This is a genomic window from Chitinophaga skermanii, assembly GCF_003259335.1.
In the GTDB taxonomy this organism is placed as follows: Bacteria; Bacteroidota; Bacteroidia; order Chitinophagales; family Chitinophagaceae; genus Chitinophaga; species Chitinophaga skermanii.
In genome coordinates, this window is sequence record NZ_QLLL01000003.1 from 176251 (window position 1) to 197436 (window position 21186).

Here is a 21186-nt window from a genome sequence, read left to right on the forward strand (position 1 = left end):
CGCAAAAACATAAAATGAGTTTCAAAGACTCCTTAGATGGTGCCTTTGATTTGAGCGATTGGGTGATAGATGCACATGGTTTTGTGCCGGTACCAATTCCTATTACAGAACCGGCCATTGGTTATGGTGCTGCTTTGATGCCCGTGTTTATTAGTCCTAGGAAACCTACAGCCGCAAACGCTGCACATAAAAATATGGCTCCTCCCATGCCGAATATGACCGGCGTAATGGGTATGTATACCGCTAATGGTTCCTGGGCAGTGGGTGCTGCACGTAGTGCTAACTTCGATCGATGGAACTTGCGATATACGGTTTTATTGGGGTATACCAATATCAATATTAGTTATTATCGAACGGTACTGGAGAAGGAAAGAGAAATAGAAGTGAATTTGAAAATGATCCCCGTTTTTCTAAGAGGTACAAAAAGAATCGGCTATTCCAATTGGCACCTGGGTGGCCAATATTTCTTCTCGAAAACCAAAGCAAAACTTCGAAACGACACAAAGCTCGATTCCCTGTTTTCACCCAAAGAATTCGATAACCTCAGTAGCATTATTGGTGCCGTTATTCAATACGATTCACGTGATAATATATTCACGCCCAATAAAGGCACGAAGTTCCACTTCTTGGCCAATTGGTCAACCCAATACTTAGGTAGTGATTTCAATTACGTCCATCTCAACCCGTTTGCCTATCAGTACATCCCGTTTTCCAAAAAATGGGTGTGCGGGTTTAGGGCAGATATGCAACAAGTAATTGGAGATGCACCTTTTTATTTACTGCCTTCCATCGATTTAAGAGGCGTACCGAAGGGCCGTTACCAAGGAAAAACAAACTTACTCGTAGAAACAGAACAACGTTGGAATGCTTGGCGCCGGTGGAGTCTTATTTTCTTTGGCGGTACAGCAAAGGCATTTAACGAGTACAGCGATTTTGGTGAAGCAGAATGGGTGTACAATTATGGAACTGGTATTCGGTATTTACTAGCCCGTAAACTAGGCTTGTATACAGGTGTAGATGTGGCGCGTGGGCCCGAGCAATTTGCATTTTATGTTCAATTCGGTAATGGATGGTCAAAATAATTTTACACGCTGTATTATGAAGAAACTTATTTGTTGCTGCCTGTTATGTTTATTGACATACACGGCACAATCACAAGCATTGATCGCCTTGGTTTTCGGTGGAAAAATTACCAATACACGCTTACGCGTAGGTATTTACCTCGGTGCCTCCGGTAGCTGGATCACGGAAGGAGATGGGCAAGTACCCCGTTATGGCTTAGCTATTGGTGCTTACACAAATTATAGGTTGCAAGAGAAATGGGATTTGGTATTGAACATCGTGATGAAACAACCGAAAGGCGCCAATGAAATGAATTACGATAACAAGCTCATCGCGCCTTTAGATTCAAACCTAATAGGCACAGATATCGATAGAAGAGTAACGTACCTCGATGTAATGCCCATGATTCGCTATAACATTACGCCGAGCTGGGGTATTGCCTTCGGACCGCAATTAGCGGCTCGTACAACAGCAAAAGACACCTATAAAAAAGACGACGAGAACGGTACATTATCATACCAAGTGAAAACAAAAGACTACATCAAGCGAATCGATGTAGGCCTTTCATTTGATGTACAATACACCCTCATGAAAGGACATGGTATGCGCTTGAACGCTACGTACAATTTGGGACTTATGAATTTTTATAAAGACAATGCAGGGCTCACCGGCAAACACCAGCAAATACTGGTAGGCGTTGGCATCCCCATCGGGAAAACGAAATAAACCTAGGTAGGATAGCTATTTAATCACCCATAACATTCAGTGTTAAACATCTTAATTATCAGTTATGAAACTATTGAAATGCACACTCGCCGCTGTACTCTTTGTTTTATTCGCTGGCACCACCAGCTTGCACGCCCAAGAACAAACAACCATCCTGGAAGCGACACGTATTAACAAAGAGCAATTGCCGAAGGAAGTAATAGACGCTTACAAAAAGAAGTTCCCTTCCGCAAACCTCAAACAAATCATGAAACTGCCTACCTCTGTATACAAAAAGGATTGGCAGATTGATGAACAAAATCCCATGTCGCCAAACGACGATTATTACTATTTATCTATGACGGGTAAAACCGTTGATATTGAAGCAGTGTATGATCGTAACGGCAACTTGGTACGTGCGAATGAAACCGCTACCAATATGCGCCTACCGGCAAGCATTAATAAGTATATTGGTGATAATTACCAAGGCTGGCGCCCAGTAAAAGACAAAGTAAAACGTATCATCGAACCACAAGAAATCAGTTCCCGCTGGGAAGTGAAAATTGCCAGTGCTAATAAGGCAACGAAACGCTTGCTGTTCGATGGGCAAGGTAACTATCTCGGGGAGAAATAAACAGCTTGTCCTTACATATCATATAAAAACAAAACACCCCATCTTGCGTACCTGCGAGATGGGGTGTTGTAATAATATATAGTTACTTACTATTTTGAAAAGCTGAAACGAGCGCCACCCATTACCCACCTGCCTGGCATTTGTGCGCCTAACAAATCTTGGTAATTGCGATCGAATATATTATCCACTTCTCCGAAGATCGATAAACGATCTTTAATGATGAAGTAGGATGCTTTCACGTTGCTTACAAAGTAATCGTCGCTTACGTAAGCTTTAATAGCCGCCGCCGATTGTGGATTACGCTTTTTGTATAAACCGTTAATCGACACGTTCCAACGTGGTGCTTGGTACTCGGCCGAGAAGTTCGTGAGTACACGCGCATGCGACGAAATGTAGAAAGAAGTAACACCTTCGCTGCTTTCAGTATCCATCCACACCACACCGGCATTCAATACAATCTTGTGCTTGTTCGCTAATGGGTGAATGTACTGGATATCGCCTTCAAAACCGGTCGTGTTTACTTTGGAAATGTTTTTCGCCAAGGCATACGTACCACCTGCTACGAGGTTGTCTTTACGTGGCATGTTGGCGTATGGTGTAGTTACCCAGTCGATCAAATCGCTTTGCTGGCGACGGAATACGGAGGTACTGATTTTAATATGCTGACCAATAAAGAAATCGGCACCACCTTCGTAGCTGAACGAATGTTCGGCTGTGAGGTTAGGGTTACCAATTCTGCCGCTGGCAACAGTTGGCTTATTGTAGTTATTATAACGCTCTGTGAAATCGGCGTCGCGGATCGTTTTACCGGCACTAGCTCTCAATTGGAACCATTCTTGGCGGTAAGAAACGTTCATTTGCGGTACCAATTCATAGCCACCTCCTTCATTCCAATCCAAGCGTAAAGCAGGATTTAATGTAAAGTGTTCACCAATTGTTTGGTTCCAACCCACGAAAGCTGCTGCTTGGTTAAGGGTATGGTTGCCACGGTCGTTAGAAGCAATGCTTTTATTTTGATATTGAACGCCTACAATCATGCTACCACGTTGTGTAACACCATGTTCGTAGGTGCTAAGGATCTGCCATAATTTAGAGGTCGACAAGTTAGCGGAAGAAGACGGGTTGTACTTGTACGTATCGTCTACTGTTTTGTAACCTGCACGGAAACTAAAACGATCTCTACCTTTCTCGTAGCTAATTTGTACTTGGTTCCACAAAGTATTTACGTTTTCGCTGGCTGTATCCGAAGCAAATGTTGTGTAGAAACCTTGGGCCGCGAAGTTGCGTGTATCGTAGCTAGAACGAGCCGCTACTTGCCAGTTTTCGTTGATTTGGTGAGAAGCGGATAATGAGAAGGTGTTTAAGTGCAAGAAACCATTGGTACCTCGTTGTGGTTGACCATCGGCATTGTTGCTTAACACCCCGGCGCTAATCGCTGTTTTGCCATTATTGTAGTAAGCGCTTCCACTGCCGTTCACGAGGCCATAGGCGCCACCCGTAAGACTGGCATTATAGCTTTGTTGGGCTTTGCCGCTATTGGTAGCAAATGCTTTTGTAATGATATGAATAACACCACCCACAGCTTCAGAACCATAAATAGCAGAAGAAGCACCTTTCAATACCTCGATTCTTTCAATTTCGCCCGGTGTAACAGGAATATAGCTATTGAAGTGACCTGTGTTCGGGTCGTTTACACGCATACCGTCGATAATAACGAGTACTTGTTGGAAAGTTCCGCCGCGTACTACGAAATCGCTTTGTGCACCCATAGGGCCGCGTGCTTGGATTTCTAAACCCGGTACATAGCGCAAGAGTTCATCGAGCGAGTGAACAGGTAATTTGGCAATTTCTTCGCCTTTGATGATCACCAAGTTTCTGCCGGTACGAGAACTGGTGGTAGGTTGTATCGTTGCCGTAACGGTAACAGGATCTAATTGTTTGTTTTGCGTTTGTGCCGATGCAAGCACCGGTAACAAGCATACTGCAAAAAGAAGTTTATCCTTCAGGGAAAACATTTCTTTAGTTGTTTGATGAGCAATATTGTTAATGCGGGGGCAAAGGTAAGGCAGGAAAACTATTAAACCCGAATAGTATTTAAGCTATATTTTACTTTAGTTTAACAAATTTGTGTGAATAAAGTATTAAAAAGTGGGTAGTCCTAACGAAGTGTACAGCATACACGCCCTTTAAAATTACCTAGTTTTAGGTATTTGCCCCGCCTCGTACCCCGGGTATTTTTGAACAATTTTTAAATTCTAAGCAGTAACGAAAACACTTTTACATCCCCGGACTAAGATCCCTGTTATTATGGAATATAAGCACCTGCGAAAGCCTCGTACAGCCTTTGTATTTTTACTGTTGGCTATCGGTAGCACCGTTTCTGTAGCGGCGCAAGACAAAATTTATTTCGCTTCAGAAGTGAAAGATGGTACAGTGGCCGAAATTACGGCCGATAAAATCAAGTTCAAGAATCCAGCAAACCCCGGGCCCGTTTACACCGTCGCCAAGAATAAAGTACTCCTTGCTTTTAATAGCACAGGGCGCTTTATTGCTGTTCCCGCGTTGGAAACAGGGAACCAAACTGCTGTAAACGATTTCATCAGCAATAAACCATCACCCGTTAAAAGCGATCGTGTAGTAACGAAAGCAGGTGAAATCCTAACAGGCCAACTCGCCAAAGAAGATGATCAATCCATCTATCTAAAAACCCCCAACGGCGACCAGAAAATTGATAAGTCAAACACCGTATTGCTATTACTCCAATCCGGTCAACATAAACTCTTCGCCGATGCCACCACGGCCGCGAACATCCTCGGTGGTTTAATGGATAAAATGTTCATGCCCCCGGCACAACCGGCCAATACACAAACATTAGATATCGCCTATACCAAACCGGCGCCTAAAGCTCCCAGCCCCGAAGTGCCCAAACCGGTACCCGCAGAAAAAGAAAATAACAAACCTACAACTGCTGCACAAAGAGGTACATCGGAATTCGTAGACGGCCTCGGTGAAGTATCCTTCAATGAATACGAACGCAAAGCTTTGCAAAAAACGGAAGATCTCAATATCTACCTCAAAATGCTCTGCGATAAAAATGCCGATTGGCAAGATGCTAACAAAGCCATCGATCAAGCGGTGAACCTCTTTGTAAACGAAGACGCTTCCGTAGAAACCTCCGTGAAAGGAAAAGCAGGCGCCACCCGCTATAAAATCCGCGAATATTTAAAGCGTATCAAACTTATTAAATACGATAAAGTAGATATCGAATGGACAAACATCCAGTACGTATCCAAATTGAAGAAAGGACCCGACGGTAACTACTACGGTATTATTACGTTCGAACAAGTATTCCGAGGTTACATGGATAAGAACGTGGTGTATAGCGATGTTACCCGTAAGAACGTAGAGGTAGTGCTCAAAACCTATAATAAAAGCATCGAAGGAAAAAATATTACTGCATGGGATGTATTGCTATCCGATATCGGGGTAGTGGTGACTAAAGGATAATTCGACTATGAGAAAAATTGCAATGCTAACCATCGCCATGTGGTTAATGAATATTGGCATGCTTAAAAGCCAGGTGTTCGACGCAACGGGTAGTTCCCGCGATGCCGCTTTTGCTTACGAAGTAAAACAAATCGACGAGTTCTTCGAACGGTTTAACGATGTACCGAATGCATTAATCAAAGATTATATCAAGAAAGAAAAGGGCATTGTTCCTACAAGGAAATCCCTTGTAGCCAGCTTGTTCGACCGCAACCGGAATACCTGGGAAGCTAGTACCATACAAGCCTTCATGCAACAAGTACTCGATACCGCCAAACCACAATTTGCAGCATTCGACAGCCAAGATTGGTACGCCGATGTGCAATGTCAATTTCTCTATAAAGGCAAACCGCTCGACATTACCCTGTTGTTGAATATCGAAAAAGATACTACAGGTGGTATGAAATGGATGATTACGAATGTATATGCCCCCGGTGTAACCGTAGTGCCCGATTCGCTTACCCATAGCAAGCGCAGCACAAGGAAGTTCCTAAACCCTATTAGTCATGCTACCGGCTTTATTGGCATTGCTAAAGCATTCGACGAACCACAGTATTTGCCCGATTATGTAGATAGTGCCTGCTTGCAGAAACAAATCGTAACGAGTGTATTGAAAGCCGCCCAAAAGAAAGAACTCGTATTACAGCAAGTGAAGAAAGTGCGGTATCACTTTTTACAATTACCCGGCTGGTTATTTACCGTGGAATATTTCGATCGCCCCTCGCATAATGCAGGTTGGTTGATTAGTTATTTAGAAAAAGCGAATGATCCCCAAAAAGCAGCGTACAAGCGCAAACTATACCATGAACTATAAAAAGATATTGCTACAGTTCTTATTGATCCTGTTTGCCTGCTTAGCTGTACAACAAGTACAGGCGCAGGCACAAGATACGATCCGTTTGAAAAACGGTCGTTTCGTTACAGGCAAAACATTGGAAGTTTCTGATGAAGATGTACTGTTCCGCCCATTTCCACCCATTGGAAACGATACCTTGGTGTTAATTAACATCAAGGATATCCGTGCCATTGCATATGCCAACGGGTTTACCGATGTGTTTAAAGGTGATGAACCCGATACCATTGTTTTGGTAAGTGGCAGAAAAGTAACGTGTAAAATCGCCGAGATATTAGATAATAGCTTACTCGCAAGGTTGAATAATGGAGAAGATGAACGCGTAACGGAGTTCTTGCTCGATTCGGTTTCAGTAGTACAATATGCCAGCGGGTATATAGAGAAATACAATCCTTTATTGCCGCCTACACCTGTATTGGTAGCGAAAGCTGCCGAACCTACAAAGCAAGAGAAGCCCATTCCTGCGCCCGTAACCGGCGACTTGGCGGCGGTTACGCCTACGAAAGAAGAGAAGAAGAAAAAGGAAAAAGAACCGAAGAAAGAGAAACCCATTTCTACGAAAAATCTTTCCGGCGTAACAATTACCAATAAGCCGAAAACGTACATCGCCGTAGGTGCTGTAATTGATTCTGCTTCGGGGTTATCGCGCAGCGTGGCCCTCATGGAAATTCTCAAAAGCAGTTGTTACCGCCATGAAGATGATACCCTTACGCCAGTATTACAAGATTACCCATATAACAATCACTACGCCATTACAGGTGTTTTCAATGGCTCCAAATCGCGTTTCAAATTATACAAGAGCGGGAAGAAGGTGAAAGAGTTTGTTGTGTACGACGATTGGTCGGCCGTGAACAAAGAACTACGGGCTTACTTTGAAACCGAAGAATATATCCCTAAACGCAAAAATGCACCGGTGTCGGAAGGTGGGCAATACAAGTTCCATGAAAGAAATATCGTGAACATGTTACCCGGCACTGTAGAAAACCGTGTGCCGCACAGTATGCTGGTTGATACGTTTAGAACCTATGCCGTGATGAAGTTCTACAAAGACAACCATGCCTACCTCAATGCAAAAGAGGTATACGGTAGTTATACAAATATCCGCGAAGAGAGTTTGTTCTTCTTCCGGAATAGCGACGTGCCTTGGAACCTCAAGAAAACGGTACGACAAGTAGTGTTCCCAATTTCGAGGTGGTTAGGGGCACCTTTAACTTATTTGTCGTGTGCTTACCAACTCGAAGAGAAGAAAGAAACGGGTGCAGCACTCAATTTGTATTTCGCTTCCTTGCAGGGTAGTTGCTCGTTATTGGCAAGCCCTTACGAAAGAGGCTTGTTAAAGGAAAGAGCGTATACCCGTATTCATCATATTTACAGTCAACAACAAAATCGCCCGCACCTAGCCGCTATGTTTAGTTTGGGGGCCGATTTGAATAAAGCATTCTTGCAATCTGCAGAAGCACGTACCGAACGGAGTAAATACTATTCGGGTATCCAACAAATTCGTTCAGTTAGTACGAAGGCAGAAGACCAAGCAAGGGAAATTCGCGCTACGAAAAGAACCGGTTTCTTCGTGGCACTATTAAATACTGCAGGTGCAGTAGCTACAGCCGGTGTCGACGATGGCGGGGCTACTTCTATGGCTTTTGTTGAAAACGCAGCGAATACTTTGAATGAATCGTTAACCGCCGCGGAAGACGCCAGCACTATGTTGGCCGATGCTTACATGGGCATTGAAGATAAGATCGATACCCGTTCTTTCACCATTAACGACGGTGGTGAAACAGATATGGCTACTGCTTTCCTTGGAAGGGAAATTGCGTTTTACCTGTACTTCAAACCACATTTGGTAAAACCGGTATTGGAGCGTTTTGCAAAAGACAAACCCAAGATGCAAGCCCTACTAACTAAGTTCTATACTGCACGCGACAAAGCCACTGTTCAACGCAGTATCTCCGAAATCTATACACACGTCACCATCATGGAATCCCAAATCATTGCTTCGGAAGCCCGTGGCATTGCCATAACGGATAAAATGAAGGCTAACTTTTAAATTATTGCAGATGAAGTTTAGTTGGATGTTTTTCCCGCTGCTACTACTTGCTTTCGCTGCCCAAGCACAACAGGATGCAGCTACCATTCGCGCCAATTGCCAAGCGAAGTTAGATGCGCTGAGTAAAAAAATCAGTGATCTCAATGACGACTACGAGCAGATCAAAAGAGATATGAAGAATGGGCTATACTGTAGTAAATGTAATTCCAGTAAAACGGAACTAGATAAAACAGAAGGCTTCACCAAGCACTTAGCCAATGTAAAAGGGGTGGCGGTACCTGCTTCGCAAGAACAAATGGATCGTAAACACCAAACCTATTTGAATAGTTACAACAGTCTTAAAAAGCAAATAGAAAGTCAAACAGAAAGTTGTAATACCTCTATTGCCAACGCTAATAAAGAACGCGAAAGGAAGTTGCAAGAAGATCGTGATCGACAATTACGCGATCAACAAGCTGCGATCGATAAAAGAAACCAAGATTTGGCTAACGCAGCGGCAGCCGCAGAAGCGAAGAAGCAACGTGATGAAGCCGAGAAACAACGTTTGCTTGATGAATGGAAAGCCAAGCAAGAAGCCGATCGGCGTGCTGCACAAGCAGAAATGTTACGCAGTACACAAGAATTGGGCGGTATGATCGCCAACCAATTCCAAGAAGCAGGCAACCGGATGAAAGATAACATCTCTAAGATGAAAGGACAGATCGATGCCACCGATGCACGCTACAACGGCGGCGTGCAAAACCTCCCAAGCAGCGGCTATGCACAAACAGGTACTAAACCTATTTCTGCCGACGACTTCGATCCGGAATCCAGTGTTATGGATGGCTTCCGCCGAACCTACGAAAAGGTAAAAGACTTCTATGAATCAATAGCACCACCCAACCGCGATATCCGCAGCTTAGGCGATGAACCATTCGGTAGCACTATCTACGATCGAAAAGATATTTACAGCAGCATGATCGAAAAGATGAAAGAGTCCGACAACGCCTTCTTGAAAAAATGGGGTGGCCGGGCTTCTAATGTTGCCGATGCATACAGCTTCTCGCAAGACCCGAAAGGCTTCTTAAAGGAATATGCGAAATCTATTGTAACGAAACAGTTCCCAGAGCTTACCTCTTGGAGCTCGCGCATTACAAGGTTCTTTCCATCGGCACAGGGATATGCCGACAACTTGGAATTCATTATCAACAACGGCGATAATGTTACCAAACTCGCCACGTACAACCTCGATATGTTCTTCAACGAAAGCTATTCCGATGAAGAAAAATCGGCCCGCATGGAGGAAGCTTTCCGTCAATACGAAGTAACGTTCGTACAAAACTTACCCGTAGTAGGGAAGCTGGCAAAGAAAATTTACACTTTAAAAAACTGGTATGACAACCTTCAAAATAATAATCGCTAGCCTGCTTTGTTTGTGCTTACTAAACACGCAAGCCCAAACAAAAATTACCGCCACGGCGATGCCCATCCCGAAGGAAGTACTGAAAGAGAAGAACTGGATCACAGGTTTTACCCTGTTGCCGCATGCTGTGCCTTGTGTAGCCTTGAACAACGGGGTGTTTATTAGTGGGCTCGATGAATGGCTGGTGCCACCTGTGTTTACAGGGTTGCATTCGTTAAGTTATAGTCATGCCGATTCTAGTATCGCCTTATTGTCGGGCAGTAAAACTCGGTCGTACCTCAGTAAGCTCAGTATTGCTACGGGCGACCTTAGCTTGGTTGACAGCTTAGACGGCCGTTTCTTCAAAGTGTACGATTTTTCAACGAACTATTGGTTGTTAAGCGGGGAGGAGAATGGTGTGTTTGGTTTATGGTCGTACAGTAAAAGCGCGGGATATTCGAGTCCTGTGTTTCAATCTAAATATCCCATTACAGCCTTTACACGCGGGCAAAGCGGCGATATGTACATAGGAGGTGGCGGCATGGTGTTGCATTTAGATGCGAACTACAAAACGAAAGATACCTATGCCCTTAACCTCGAAATCGATGGCTTAGCAGAAACGGAAGACGGGCACTTGCTGGTGTCTACGAGTGGAGGCGTATTAATGCGTGATCGCCCGTCGGGGAAAATGATCGTGATGCTCGATCAAATCCATGGCAATATAGAAGTATATGGAAAAGCCGTGTACATCCTGGATGCAGAGCACGAGCAAGTCATCAAGTTCAAATTATAACATCCATTCCATACGAACATACATTTCCAAGGTTAAAACTAGATTATGAAGAAAAGATTGCTACTACTGCTATGCCTACCCATCAGTTTGGCGGCGCAAGAGAAAGTAACTATCAAAGACGCGGCAGAGATCGGGTACAAGGCCGAGCTCATGGTGAACGAGTTCAAAGATTTAATGAACGTTATCACCAATACGGAAACTGATTTAAAGGAAACGAAAGACATGATCTTCAATTCCCATTCCGGTGCCCGGAACCGTATATTTTTAAGTTCGACAGTCATCGTAGAAGATGATATTGATCCTAATCACCACGGTAGTGAAAATGCGAAGGAGAATAGTATTGAGAAATACTTGAACGATTTGGATTTGCTGTACAAGAAAAGCGATACCTCGTCGATTGCCTTCACCAACATGCGGGTATCCAACTTGAAAATGGCGGATTACTTGTATTTAAAGGTGTATTTCACCGCGCAATTCTCGAATAAAAACAATGCGATTGATGCGCCGTATGTTGCCAACAACCGTATGGCAGAGGTACGCGTTGATAAAGAAAATAATAAATGGAGCTTGCACATTGTGCGGATTGGGTTTTATTCGCCTAACGACACTGCAAATGATGTAAAGAATGATATTGCTTTGGCCATGGAAGAAGGAGGGCAAGCAGTAGCAACAAACAATACCGCCGGTGGCGAAGCTACCGCTACTACCACCGTTTCCTTTGCAGAAGAATTGAAAGAGAAGGAGCGGGCAAAGCAAATTCAAGCGTACAATGCTGAATTACAAGCATACAATAAACTCATCGAAAAAGGTGACCAGGATTTGAGCAAAACGGATTATGCCAATGCCCTCAAAGCATTTAGCGAAGCCGCGGAATTAAAGCCCTATGAGTTATACCCCAAAATCAAGCTCAACCAAATTCGTAAGCTGATCGACCAAGTATCGGTAACGAATGAAGAGTTGTTCAAACAATTCGTAGAGAAAGCAAAACTGGCAGAAATGAATCGCCAGTACGAAGCAGCGAAGGAATACTATACGAATGCGCTTGCCAAGAAACCCACAGAAGCAAGCAACTTGGAAGAACGCATCCGCCTCGTTACGGCAAAACTCCGTATAGTAACCGAGTTAGAAGAAAAATACAACGCGGGATTGTACAAAGAAGCACAACGGGATTATGATCGCGTTATTAAAAAAGACGATAAAAACTCCGATTACTTCCTCGGGCGCGCTAAATGTTACGATAAACTCAACGAATATAAAAGCGCCGTAAAAGATTACAGTAAATCTATCGACCTCGATAACAACAACCTGCAAGCCATTCGCTTGCGTGCCGATTTATATGCCCGGAATAAAGAATACTTCAAAGCACTAACCGATTACCGTATTTATACTACCATCGATAAAAGCGATCCAGGTATTTATATCCGCGTGGCAGAATTGCACATCATCACCAATACACCCAAAGCAGCATTGGAAGATTATGACAAAGCCATTGCTGTAAACCCGTATTATACGGATGCCTACCACAAAAAGGGCCTATTACAATTCAACCTCGGCGATTATAAAGACGCGATTGAACAATATACCACCGTACTTAAAATTGATAGTACCCAAGCACCTAGCTATTACCACCGCGGTTTAGCACACGAAAAATTGAATGATATCAATGCTACGGGGCAAGATTTTGCCAAAGCACGGTACTTTAAAGTAGATAGCGCGGCTATTAAAGATATGGCCGCCATGGCAGCTAGGTATTACGAGGTGGGAGTGCAAAACTTCACCACGAAGCAATACGATAAAGCGCTCGAAAAATTCAATCAAACAATTATCATCGACCCACAACCCGCTTTGTATCATTATTACCGTGGCGAAGCTTATTTAGCCTTGCAATCGTACGATAAAGCTATTGAGAACTTCACAGAAGCCTTAGCGCATCAATCTACGTATTACGAAGCAAGTTACAAACGTGCATGGGCCTATATCTATAAAGCGGAACACGCTACGGCCGTGAAAGATTTGGAAGACGCTATCAAAGCCAATAGTACAATTGCCATCACCTACAAAACAAAAGGCGATGCGCACTTAATCTTGCAACAGTACGAACCTGCGGCCGCAAGCTATACACAATGTTTAACCACCGCGAAAACAAGTAAAACCACGCTCGACGATAAAGTGCTGGCCGACTTATACAACAATATGGGTAAATCCTATTTCGCCTTGGGGAACTTCGAAACCGCGCTCAGTAATTTCAAAGAATCGCTGAAAAAGGACAAGCTTTTTGCAGAAGCCTATTTCAACCGTGGACATAGTTACTTGAAACTGGCGCAACTCAGTGATGCGGAAAGCGACATCAATAAATCCCTAGAAATCAATGCCGCCAATTGTACTTGGCATTATACCTTGGGCGATGTGTACCGATTGAGAAATCAACCCGAAAAAGCCATCAATGCGTATACCAATGCCTTGAAAAAAGATTCCACGAAGTTGGTTACCAACAATGCACATTATTACCGTGCAGTGAACCATGCCGCTTTAGCGAATTACAAAGAAGCATTAGCGGATTATTTAGCCGTAGAAAACGCATCTGCAGCAGATAGTTTCAGCACTTTCCGCGAGGAAATTGGTACGGCTTACTTACAAACCGGCGACGCCGATAATGCCATTAAATGTTTTGAAATGGTGCTGAGCGGGGATGCCACCAATGCACAAATGCAATATAACATGGCCGTAGCCTTGTTACAAAAAAGCAATACAGATCAATCGTTGACCTGGTTTGAAAAAGCATTCGCTTCGGGTAAATTGAAATATTCGGCTGTGCGTAAGGATAAATTGATTGCTGGAATTAAAGATGATAAACGTTTTAAAGCACTGGTTAAGAAGTACTTCTAAAACGTTGATTACAGTAGTTTTTAGGAAGATGGGGACTGCCGCTAGGTGGTCCCTTTTTTATAACTGGAACGTTTTCTATTACTTAATGGGCAGTATGGCAACTATGAAAAAAAAAGGAAGTGCGCCTGCAGCGTCATAAATTTTTGTAAGTGATTGAAATAATATGTTTTATGTGTAGGGTGAAGCGCAATTATAATATCTCCTAATGTTAGTCTAATGTTCTCCTAATGTTCTTCCAATGTTTTCCCAATGTACTAGATATATTCCCCCTATATACAGGATATAGGTACAATATCCCGAATAAGTGCTTCCATCACTATAGCGGGCTTTTTTATGTTATAAACGTCATTTTCCATTCTTTACACGCAAGCAAGCCCATTTTAGTGTAATTTTGCCCCCTAAAATTTTCGTATTGGTACAGATCGACAAAATATCGTTGCCCGACTTCCCCTTATTGCTGGCTCCTATGGAGGATGTAAGTGATCCGCCATTCCGTGCCATTTGTAAAGAAAATGGAGCTGATTTGATGTACACGGAGTTTATTTCCAGTGAAGGTCTTATCCGCGATGCCATCAACTGCCGTAGGAAGCTCGATATCTTCGAATATGAACGCCCAGTGGGTATTCAAATATTCGGGGGCGACGAGGATAGTCTTGCCATGGCGTCGAAAATTGTAGAAGTAACCAACCCCGATTTACTGGATATCAACTTCGGTTGCCCTGTTAAAAAGGTAGCCGGTGCCGGTGCCGGGGCAGGTGTGTTGAAAGATATTGATTTAATGGTACGCCTAACCGCTGCCTGTGTGAAAGCCACGAACCTCCCTGTTACCGTTAAAACCCGCCTTGGTTGGGACGAAGATTCTAAAAATATCGAAGAAGTAGCCGAACGTTTACAAGACGTTGGGATTAAAGCATTGGCTATTCACGGTAGAACGCGCAGCCAAATGTATAAAGGCGAAGCCGATTGGACTTTGATTGGCAAGGTGAAGAACAACCCGCGCATCAAGATACCTATTTTCGGGAACGGGGATATCGATAGCCCGCAAAAAGCCTTGGAGTATAAGAACCGTTACGGGGTAGATGGAGTAATGATTGGTCGTGCTGCTATTGGTTACCCATGGATTTTCCGTGAAATCAAGCATTTTGTACAAACGGGCGAAGTTTTACCCGGGCCTACGGTAGCAGAGCGTGTAGCTGTATGTAAGCAGCATTTACACGGTGCTATTAAATGGCAAAACCAGCGTGTTGGGATCAACGAAATGCGTGGCCGTTATGCGAATTATTTGAAAGGATTACCCAATATTAAAGAGTTTAAAAGCCGCCTCGTAAGATTAAACGAAGTGGAAGAAGTAGAGGAAGTACTGGATGAAATATTTCGTACTTACCAAGGTTTCGAGATCGAGCATACACCTATTGAATTGATTGATTATCATCAGAATTGCCCATTGTAAGCCAGGTTTTAATCGAACCTGTACTTATAATTAAATATGAAGGCCGTTGCTACTTAGTAGCGACGGCCTTTTTGTTTTATTTCTGAACATTATGTGACCGTTTTCGAACACATACTGTCTAATGATAATATCAAATCACTTGATTTATAAATGATATTTTTTAGGCATTTGTTTTGGAGCCGGGAAGATATGCTGATAAATTACTTCAAAATAGCGCTACGTAACCTTGTAAAGGGGAAGATGTTTTCGGTGATTAACATCCTGGGTTTAATGATCGGGATGGCCGGGGCATTGATCATACTTTTATGGATTTACAACGAGCTGTCGTACGATCGTTTCCATGCTAACCAGGCTCGTTTATACGAGGTGTATGGTGAGAACAAGGTAGATGGTAATCTTTCCACGATAACGGCATCGGGGGAGAACGTGGGGCCGGCTATGGAGCAGGAGGTACCCGGCGTTGAAATTACTGCTCGCTATGCAGAAGTAAGCAGCATTTTATTATCTGTAGGTGAGAAGGGTTTTACGAATGTGAATGGTAGTTTTGTTGATCCTGGCTTCTTATCGATGTTTAGTTTCCCTGCTATCATGGGAGGACTAGAACCGTTGAAGGATAGTCGCAATATTGTGGTAACGGCTACATTGGCAAAGAAACTCTTTGGTAATACAAACGCTGTTGGGAAGCACATCAAGCTTAACCAGTCAGATATCTTCACCGTATCGGCCGTATTGAACGATCCACCGGTAAACACCCGTTTTCAATTCGAATACTTGTTACCATGGACCTACTTACAGCAACTTGGCTGGAGTAATAATTCGTGGTTGTCGAATAACGTTAGCACCTTTGTATTATTAAAACCCAATGTGCCGGCATCCGAAGTAGATGCACGCATTAAAGATCTCACACAACGCCATGCCAACAGGGCAGATGTATGGACGCATTTCCTATATCCTTTAAAAAAGTGGCATCTCTATACCAAGTTCGAAAATGGGCAGCCCAGTGGTGGGCGCATCGAAACAGTACGTTTGTTTGCTATCATTGCCGGGTTTATCCTGTTCATTGCATGCATCAACTTTATGAACCTCAGTACAGCTAGTAGCGATAAACGGGCGAAAGAAGTGGGGGTTCGAAAAGTAGTAGGCGCAGGTAGGGAATATTTGATTGGTCAATTCATCATAGAATCAACCGTTACGGCAACCATTGCAGGTGCTTTGGCATTAATACTAGCGCAATTTGTACTCCCGGCTTTCAACAACCTAGTAGGCGTACAATTAAGCATTCCGCTGGATAATCTTTGGTTTTATATCTTTTTCATAGCCTTTACCTTGTTTACAGGTGTATTGGCAGGAAGTTACCCAGCCTTCTATTTAGCGTCATTCAAACCCATTTCTATCTTCCAAAAAAGGTTTAAGAATGCCCGTACGATGTTTTCACCGCGGAAGATTTTGGTGGTTACACAATTTACATTTGCCGTGGTGCTGATCATTGCTACGATTGTTGTAAGAAATCAAATCAATTTCGCCCAACAACGCGAATTAGGGTATGCGAAGAACGATTTGATTTACGTGCCTTTTAAAGGCGAAATTGGACAAAAGTACGCGTTATTGAAACAACGATTACTGAGCAGTGGTATTGCTACCGCCGTTTCTAAAAACGCTTATGGTATTACGGAAGATTTCAGTAAAACATGGGGCTTACGTTGGTTTTCTGCCACGCCACAAGATACCAATATGGCCATCTCTACATACAGTACAGAAGCCGACATGGTTACTACCACGGGTATGAAGTTAATAGCTGGTCGTGATATTAACATTAACCTTCACCCATCCGACAGTTTAGCGGTAATGCTGAATGAAACAGCTGCCGCTGTGATGGGATTTGAACAACCAATTGGTGCAGAGATACTTTCTTACGATCGTACGAAACATTACAAAGTAGTAGGGGTGGTAAAAGATTATATCCAAGGTTCGCCTTATAGTAAAGTACCACCCGTAGTAGTGTTTGGACCTAGTGCTAATTTTGGTGCTATGCATATCCGTTTCAACCCCGATCAAAGTACGGCTACTAACTTGGCTAAAACAGCAGCCATTTTTAGTGAAGTGAACCCCGACTATCCATTCGAATTCCAATTTGTTGACCAAGCGTATGCGCGGAGGTTTTATAGCGAACAGCATACACAAACCTTAGCTGCCATCTTCGCGGGCTTATCGATCTTTATTTCTTGTTTAGGCTTGTTTGGTTTGTCGGCTTTCGTAGCGGCTAGCCGTGTGAAGGAAATTGGTGTACGGAAAGTATTAGGGGCTTCGGAGATGAATATTGCAAAACTGTTGTCGCTAGATTTTGTGAAACTCGTATTCATTGCCATCTTAGTGGCAACGCCCATTGCTTGGTTTGCCATGCATCGCTGGTTAAGCGATTATCAATATAAAGTACACATCAACTGGACTGTTTTCTTCTTCGCGGGTTTATTCGCCTTGTTAATTGCATTGGTAACAGTGAGTTTTCAAGCTATTAAAGCAGCATGGGCCAACCCCATTCAGAATTTGCGGAAAGATTAATGATCAAGATATATAGGTATGAATACCGTACTCCTGTGATACTTAGCCCGGGAGTATGGTATTCTTCTTTTATGCCAATGCTTTCGTTAAAGCCTGCCTGTATTTCAACGGTGTAATACCCGTATGTTTTCTAAATAACTTCCCAAAGCTGTCTGCCCCATGGAATCCCGTCATTGCCGCTACTTCCTGTACTGGCTTGGTGGTATGTCTTAATACCCGTTGCGCTTCCATCACTAACTTTTCTTTGATCAACGATGTAGGCGATTTGCCTAATTTATTGGCGACTAATTTCGATAGCGATTTCACATTCAAACCAAGCGCAGCTGCGTATTGGCCGGGTGTGTGCCATTCTAAATAATGGGTATCGATCAATTGGTGTAAACGCTCAATAGCTGGGTGTACAGTATGCACCGGTTGCATTTGCTTAGCACGGATAAGCAGCAACAGCAGGAATTTAAAATGCTCTAAGCTGAGGTGCATTTTTTGCGTTTCATCTAGTAGCCGAAGGTCGTCGCGGAGGTGTTGAAAATATTCATCGACTGTTCCTACAGAAACCTGTGGCAATTGCAACAAAGGTTTATCGTAGATATTATTGAAGAGCGTTCCATTGCATGGATAGGTATCTACATGATCGTCGATACAAAAGAAATCTTGGTGAAAGTAAATAGCTTGCCCTGTACAGCGTGGTTGTAACATGATTTCATGCGCTTGGTAAGGCGAGAAAAACAAGAATGCAGGCGCAGTAACGTGGTATTCGCTGAATTGGGTAAAACAACGACATTGCCCCGTTTTAATATAAATAATGGCCGACATGGCTTGCCTCGTCCAATGCACAGCATCCGATACCCGGTGTAAGTGTAAAATAGGGAAGTGCCTTTCGGGATGAAAGAGAAAGAGTGACTGCATGGTCTACATAGCGTTATGCTTGTATATACGCAAATGATTGCATATTGGTTGAGCAAGAAGATTGATTATATTTATTCTATGGAAAACAAAACGGATAATGGCATTAACCTCCGCTTCCTGGCAGAACCGGGTCATGTAAATTTTGGCGGTAAAGTACACGGTGGTTCCGTGATGAAATGGATTGACCAAGCAGGGTATGTGTGCGCTGTAAATTGGAGTGGACAATATGCCGTTACGGTATATGTTGGCGGTATCCGCTTCTATAAACCTATTTCCATCGGCGAACTTATTGATGTGGAAGCGCGCGTTATTTACACAGGTACTACGAGCATGCACGTAGCCATCGACGTTTACGCGGGTAATCCCAAGCAACAGCAGCGCAATAAAACCACGCATTGTGTCATCGTGTTTGTAGCCGTCGACGACCAGGGTAAGCCGGTACATGTACCTAAATTCAGTCCTGTTACCGAGGAAGAAATTGCTATGGAGGCGTATGCTAAACGCCTAATGGACCTTCGCAAAGGAATTGATGAAGAAATGAGTAAATATATAGATCCAGCCTAAGAAAGGTGGTCGAAATAACATGGTAGAGCTGCCTTATTGGGTGGCTCTTTTTTTGTTGTATATAGGCTGTTGATACGCCTAAAATTCTTTATTGATAATCAGCCACCTGGGCAAAATAAACGGTGAAAAAAAGCACTTTTTATTGCTCTTTTTTAGTGAAAAATACTTATCTTCAAACTGTTAACCTTTACAAAACCCGTAAATATTTCATCCACATGAAAAAAGTTGTTAAACTCGATTGGGAGCTACTTGCCCAGGTGTTATTGAACTATGAAGCCTTCTCTAACAAACCTCCAAAATCCGCGAAGAAAAAGGTCCCCGACAGCGAAAAAATCCGTACTCATCGCAAAGAATTTAGCCAAGTAGCCAAAACAGCTGCAGCAGTACGCGGAGCATTCGCTGATATTATAGCCTTTGTAAAAGATACGACGATGTTCCGTCGATTTTCTAGTCAATTGGTAGCGGTGTTGAAAGCCGATGTAATACATGATCCAGGCGAGCGTACAGTAGAAGCAGGCGACGTAACGTTATTAGAAACTTTCGATTTCAATGAGAAAGCATTATTACGTCGTTCGTGCAAAGCGCCATATACAATTGAGGCAGACCGTAAGAAAGGAATGGTAACTGTAGATATCCCTTCTTTTCTAACCATCAACACAATAAATAAACATAAACAATCAACGCACTTTAAGTTATTAGTAGCCGTGTGCGCGATTGATTTTGATGGGCATCAAACAACTAGTTTTTTTTCAACGTCTCCTGCTATAAAAATGGATACTGTAAAGACGGATACCTATAAATTTGAAGCAAAGCTAGCACCCAATGAGACGCGCCATTTGTTTGTATCTATCGGAATTGCATTTCTTAAGATAGAACATGGCAGGGAGTATACCATTAATGGTGGAAAATTGAACGCCATGCAAATTTGTAAAGTATATCCTAAAGTAACGGTAGAAGAATTGAAAGCCTTATCCCGTAAAGCTAGTAACAAGAAAATGTTGGTGAACCCTACGGGTAAACTACAAAGTGAACGAGAAATGCTGGAAGCCCTTCGTATTCGATTAGGATTACCCAAATTTGAGGACTAGATAATTAAGCTTTCGCCTTGGATGTATGCTGGGCGAAGTTTCCCTATTTTATTTCATGTAATTGTTTTAATATCAACTTTCACTTGCATAGTGGCGGATTGGGGATACCCTTTCATATCCTCATTGGCATATTAAAACAATTACATGATACAATTAGCACCATTTGAAGAAATTGATTTCAATAGGTTAATCGCTTGGTTGGATACCGAGGAATTACTGGTACAAGTAGCAGGCCCACTATTCACCCATCCATTAAACACAGCCCAACTCGTTACATACATAGCCGACCCCAATCGCCATGCTTTTAAAGTAATCGATACTACTTCACATACTGTAATTGGCCATGCCGAAATCTACAAAACAGAAGACAATACAGGAAAAATATGCCGTGTTGTAATTGGCGATACAACCTTACGCGGTAAAGGTATTGGGCAAGCGCTTATCTCTGCATTAGTAGCCTATGCGGTAGAAGATTTACAATTACAAGCTGTGGAATTAAATGTATACGATTGGAATACCGCCGCTATTAAATGCTATGAGAAAGTAGGGTTTGTGTTCAATCCAAATAAGATGGCTACCATTGTGGTGAACGGAGAAACTTGGATATCGTTGAATATGGTGTATATGAAGCATTAAGTAGATAGCCAGGCTGTAAACAATTAAGTTTCTTCCATTGCGGTAAAGAAATGGAGAAATATGTATGTTTTAA

Annotated in this window: 16 protein-coding genes; 14 read left to right on the forward strand and 2 right to left on the reverse strand. The window is 43.0% G+C overall.

Going from position 1 to position 21186, the window contains the following annotated elements:
• The first annotated feature begins 14 nt into the window (after nt 1-14).
• From LX64_RS08415 to LX64_RS08425, 3 genes are all read left to right on the forward strand, one after another.
• Complete coding sequence (locus tag LX64_RS08415) at nt 15-1082, forward strand: BamA/TamA family outer membrane protein (protein WP_158538580.1); 1068 nt, start codon at nt 15-17, stop codon at nt 1080-1082.
• A gap of 16 nt (nt 1083-1098) precedes the next feature.
• Nucleotides 1099-1788, forward strand: coding sequence for a porin family protein (locus tag LX64_RS08420; RefSeq protein WP_158538581.1), 690 nt, complete (start codon nt 1099-1101; stop codon nt 1786-1788).
• A 64-nt stretch (nt 1789-1852) separates the two neighbouring features.
• Entirely contained in the window at nt 1853-2401 is a 549-nt protein-coding gene (locus tag LX64_RS08425) for a PepSY-like domain-containing protein (RefSeq protein ID WP_111597206.1), read from the forward strand.
• Nucleotides 2402-2490: 89 nt separating this feature from the next.
• Here the strand turns inward: LX64_RS08425 and LX64_RS08430 are convergent, their stop codons facing one another.
• The gene (locus LX64_RS08430) at nt 2491-4416 is read right to left on the reverse strand and encodes a TonB-dependent receptor plug domain-containing protein (protein WP_111597207.1); all 1926 of its coding nucleotides are present in this window, start codon (nt 4414-4416) and stop codon (nt 2491-2493) included.
• Between the two features lie 292 nt (nt 4417-4708).
• On the opposite strand from LX64_RS08430, the gene LX64_RS08435 reads away from it, so the two are divergent.
• The 8 genes from LX64_RS08435 to LX64_RS08470 all read left to right on the forward strand — a co-directional run bounded on the left by LX64_RS08435 (nt 4709) and on the right by LX64_RS08470 (nt 17919).
• A complete protein-coding gene (locus tag LX64_RS08435) occupies nt 4709-5908 on the forward strand; it encodes a hypothetical protein (protein ID WP_111597208.1) in 1200 nt (399 codons plus the stop codon).
• Between the two features lie 7 nt (nt 5909-5915).
• The gene (locus tag LX64_RS08440) at nt 5916-6761 is read left to right on the forward strand and encodes a hypothetical protein (protein WP_148707250.1); all 846 of its coding nucleotides are present in this window, start codon (nt 5916-5918) and stop codon (nt 6759-6761) included.
• The gene (locus LX64_RS08445) at nt 6751-8850 is read left to right on the forward strand and encodes a hypothetical protein (RefSeq protein ID WP_148707251.1); all 2100 of its coding nucleotides are present in this window, start codon (nt 6751-6753) and stop codon (nt 8848-8850) included. The genes LX64_RS08440 and LX64_RS08445 overlap by 11 nt, the downstream gene beginning before the upstream one ends.
• Nucleotides 8851-8860: 10 nt before the next feature.
• A complete protein-coding gene (locus LX64_RS08450; protein WP_148707252.1) occupies nt 8861-10252 on the forward strand; it encodes a coiled-coil domain-containing protein in 1392 nt (463 codons plus the stop codon).
• Nucleotides 10224-11024: a hypothetical protein gene (locus LX64_RS08455; protein ID WP_111597212.1), complete on the forward strand. Its 801-nt coding sequence runs from the start codon at nt 10224-10226 to the stop codon at nt 11022-11024. The genes LX64_RS08450 and LX64_RS08455 overlap by 29 nt, the downstream gene beginning before the upstream one ends.
• 45 nt (nt 11025-11069) lie before the next feature.
• Nucleotides 11070-13910, forward strand: coding sequence for a tetratricopeptide repeat protein (locus tag LX64_RS08460; RefSeq protein WP_111597213.1), 2841 nt, complete (start codon nt 11070-11072; stop codon nt 13908-13910).
• A gap of 412 nt (nt 13911-14322) precedes the next feature.
• Nucleotides 14323-15360, forward strand: a complete 1038-nt coding sequence (dusB, locus tag LX64_RS08465; protein ID WP_111597599.1) for a tRNA dihydrouridine synthase DusB — start codon at nt 14323-14325, stop codon at nt 15358-15360.
• 150 nt (nt 15361-15510) lie between these two features.
• Nucleotides 15511-17919, forward strand: coding sequence for an ABC transporter permease (locus LX64_RS08470; RefSeq protein WP_245952591.1), 2409 nt, complete (start codon nt 15511-15513; stop codon nt 17917-17919).
• 69 nt (nt 17920-17988) lie between these two features.
• Here the strand turns inward: LX64_RS08470 and LX64_RS08475 are convergent, their stop codons facing one another.
• Entirely contained in the window at nt 17989-18825 is an 837-nt protein-coding gene (locus LX64_RS08475) for an AraC family transcriptional regulator (RefSeq protein WP_111597215.1), read from the reverse strand.
• A gap of 78 nt (nt 18826-18903) precedes the next feature.
• On the opposite strand from LX64_RS08475, the gene LX64_RS08480 reads away from it, so the two are divergent.
• The 3 genes from LX64_RS08480 (at nt 18904) to LX64_RS08490 (ending at nt 21113) form a co-directional block, all read left to right on the forward strand.
• Nucleotides 18904-19389, forward strand: coding sequence for an acyl-CoA thioesterase (locus LX64_RS08480; RefSeq protein WP_111597600.1), 486 nt, complete (start codon nt 18904-18906; stop codon nt 19387-19389).
• Between the two features lie 215 nt (nt 19390-19604).
• Nucleotides 19605-20477: a hypothetical protein gene (locus LX64_RS08485; protein WP_148707253.1), complete on the forward strand. Its 873-nt coding sequence runs from the start codon at nt 19605-19607 to the stop codon at nt 20475-20477.
• 144 nt (nt 20478-20621) lie between these two features.
• A complete protein-coding gene (locus LX64_RS08490) occupies nt 20622-21113 on the forward strand; it encodes a GNAT family N-acetyltransferase (protein WP_111597217.1) in 492 nt (163 codons plus the stop codon).
• Nucleotides 21114-21186: the final 73 nt, after the last annotated feature.

Bases quoted from the DNA above. Each gene is read 5' to 3' on its own strand.
- LX64_RS08470 (WP_245952591.1), top strand. From the start codon at position 15,511: ATGATATTTTTTAGGCATTTGTTTTGGAGCCGGGAAGATATGCTGATA.
- LX64_RS08475 (WP_111597215.1), bottom strand. From the start codon at position 18,825: ATGCAGTCACTCTTTCTCTTTCATCCCGAAAGGCACTTCCCTATTTTA.
- LX64_RS08415 (WP_158538580.1), top strand. From the start codon at position 15: ATGAGTTTCAAAGACTCCTTAGATGGTGCCTTTGATTTGAGCGATTGG.
- LX64_RS08455 (WP_111597212.1), top strand. From the start codon at position 10,224: ATGACAACCTTCAAAATAATAATCGCTAGCCTGCTTTGTTTGTGCTTA.
- LX64_RS08480 (WP_111597600.1), top strand. From the start codon at position 18,904: ATGGAAAACAAAACGGATAATGGCATTAACCTCCGCTTCCTGGCAGAA.
- LX64_RS08435 (WP_111597208.1), top strand. From the start codon at position 4,709: ATGGAATATAAGCACCTGCGAAAGCCTCGTACAGCCTTTGTATTTTTA.
- LX64_RS08430 (WP_111597207.1), bottom strand. From the start codon at position 4,416: ATGTTTTCCCTGAAGGATAAACTTCTTTTTGCAGTATGCTTGTTACCG.
- LX64_RS08460 (WP_111597213.1), top strand. From the start codon at position 11,070: ATGAAGAAAAGATTGCTACTACTGCTATGCCTACCCATCAGTTTGGCG.
- LX64_RS08420 (WP_158538581.1), top strand. From the start codon at position 1,099: ATGAAGAAACTTATTTGTTGCTGCCTGTTATGTTTATTGACATACACG.
- LX64_RS08425 (WP_111597206.1), top strand. From the start codon at position 1,853: ATGAAACTATTGAAATGCACACTCGCCGCTGTACTCTTTGTTTTATTC.
- LX64_RS08490 (WP_111597217.1), top strand. From the start codon at position 20,622: ATGATACAATTAGCACCATTTGAAGAAATTGATTTCAATAGGTTAATC.
- LX64_RS08450 (WP_148707252.1), top strand. From the start codon at position 8,861: ATGAAGTTTAGTTGGATGTTTTTCCCGCTGCTACTACTTGCTTTCGCT.
- LX64_RS08445 (WP_148707251.1), top strand. From the start codon at position 6,751: ATGAACTATAAAAAGATATTGCTACAGTTCTTATTGATCCTGTTTGCC.
- LX64_RS08485 (WP_148707253.1), top strand. From the start codon at position 19,605: ATGAAAAAAGTTGTTAAACTCGATTGGGAGCTACTTGCCCAGGTGTTA.
- LX64_RS08440 (WP_148707250.1), top strand. From the start codon at position 5,916: ATGAGAAAAATTGCAATGCTAACCATCGCCATGTGGTTAATGAATATT.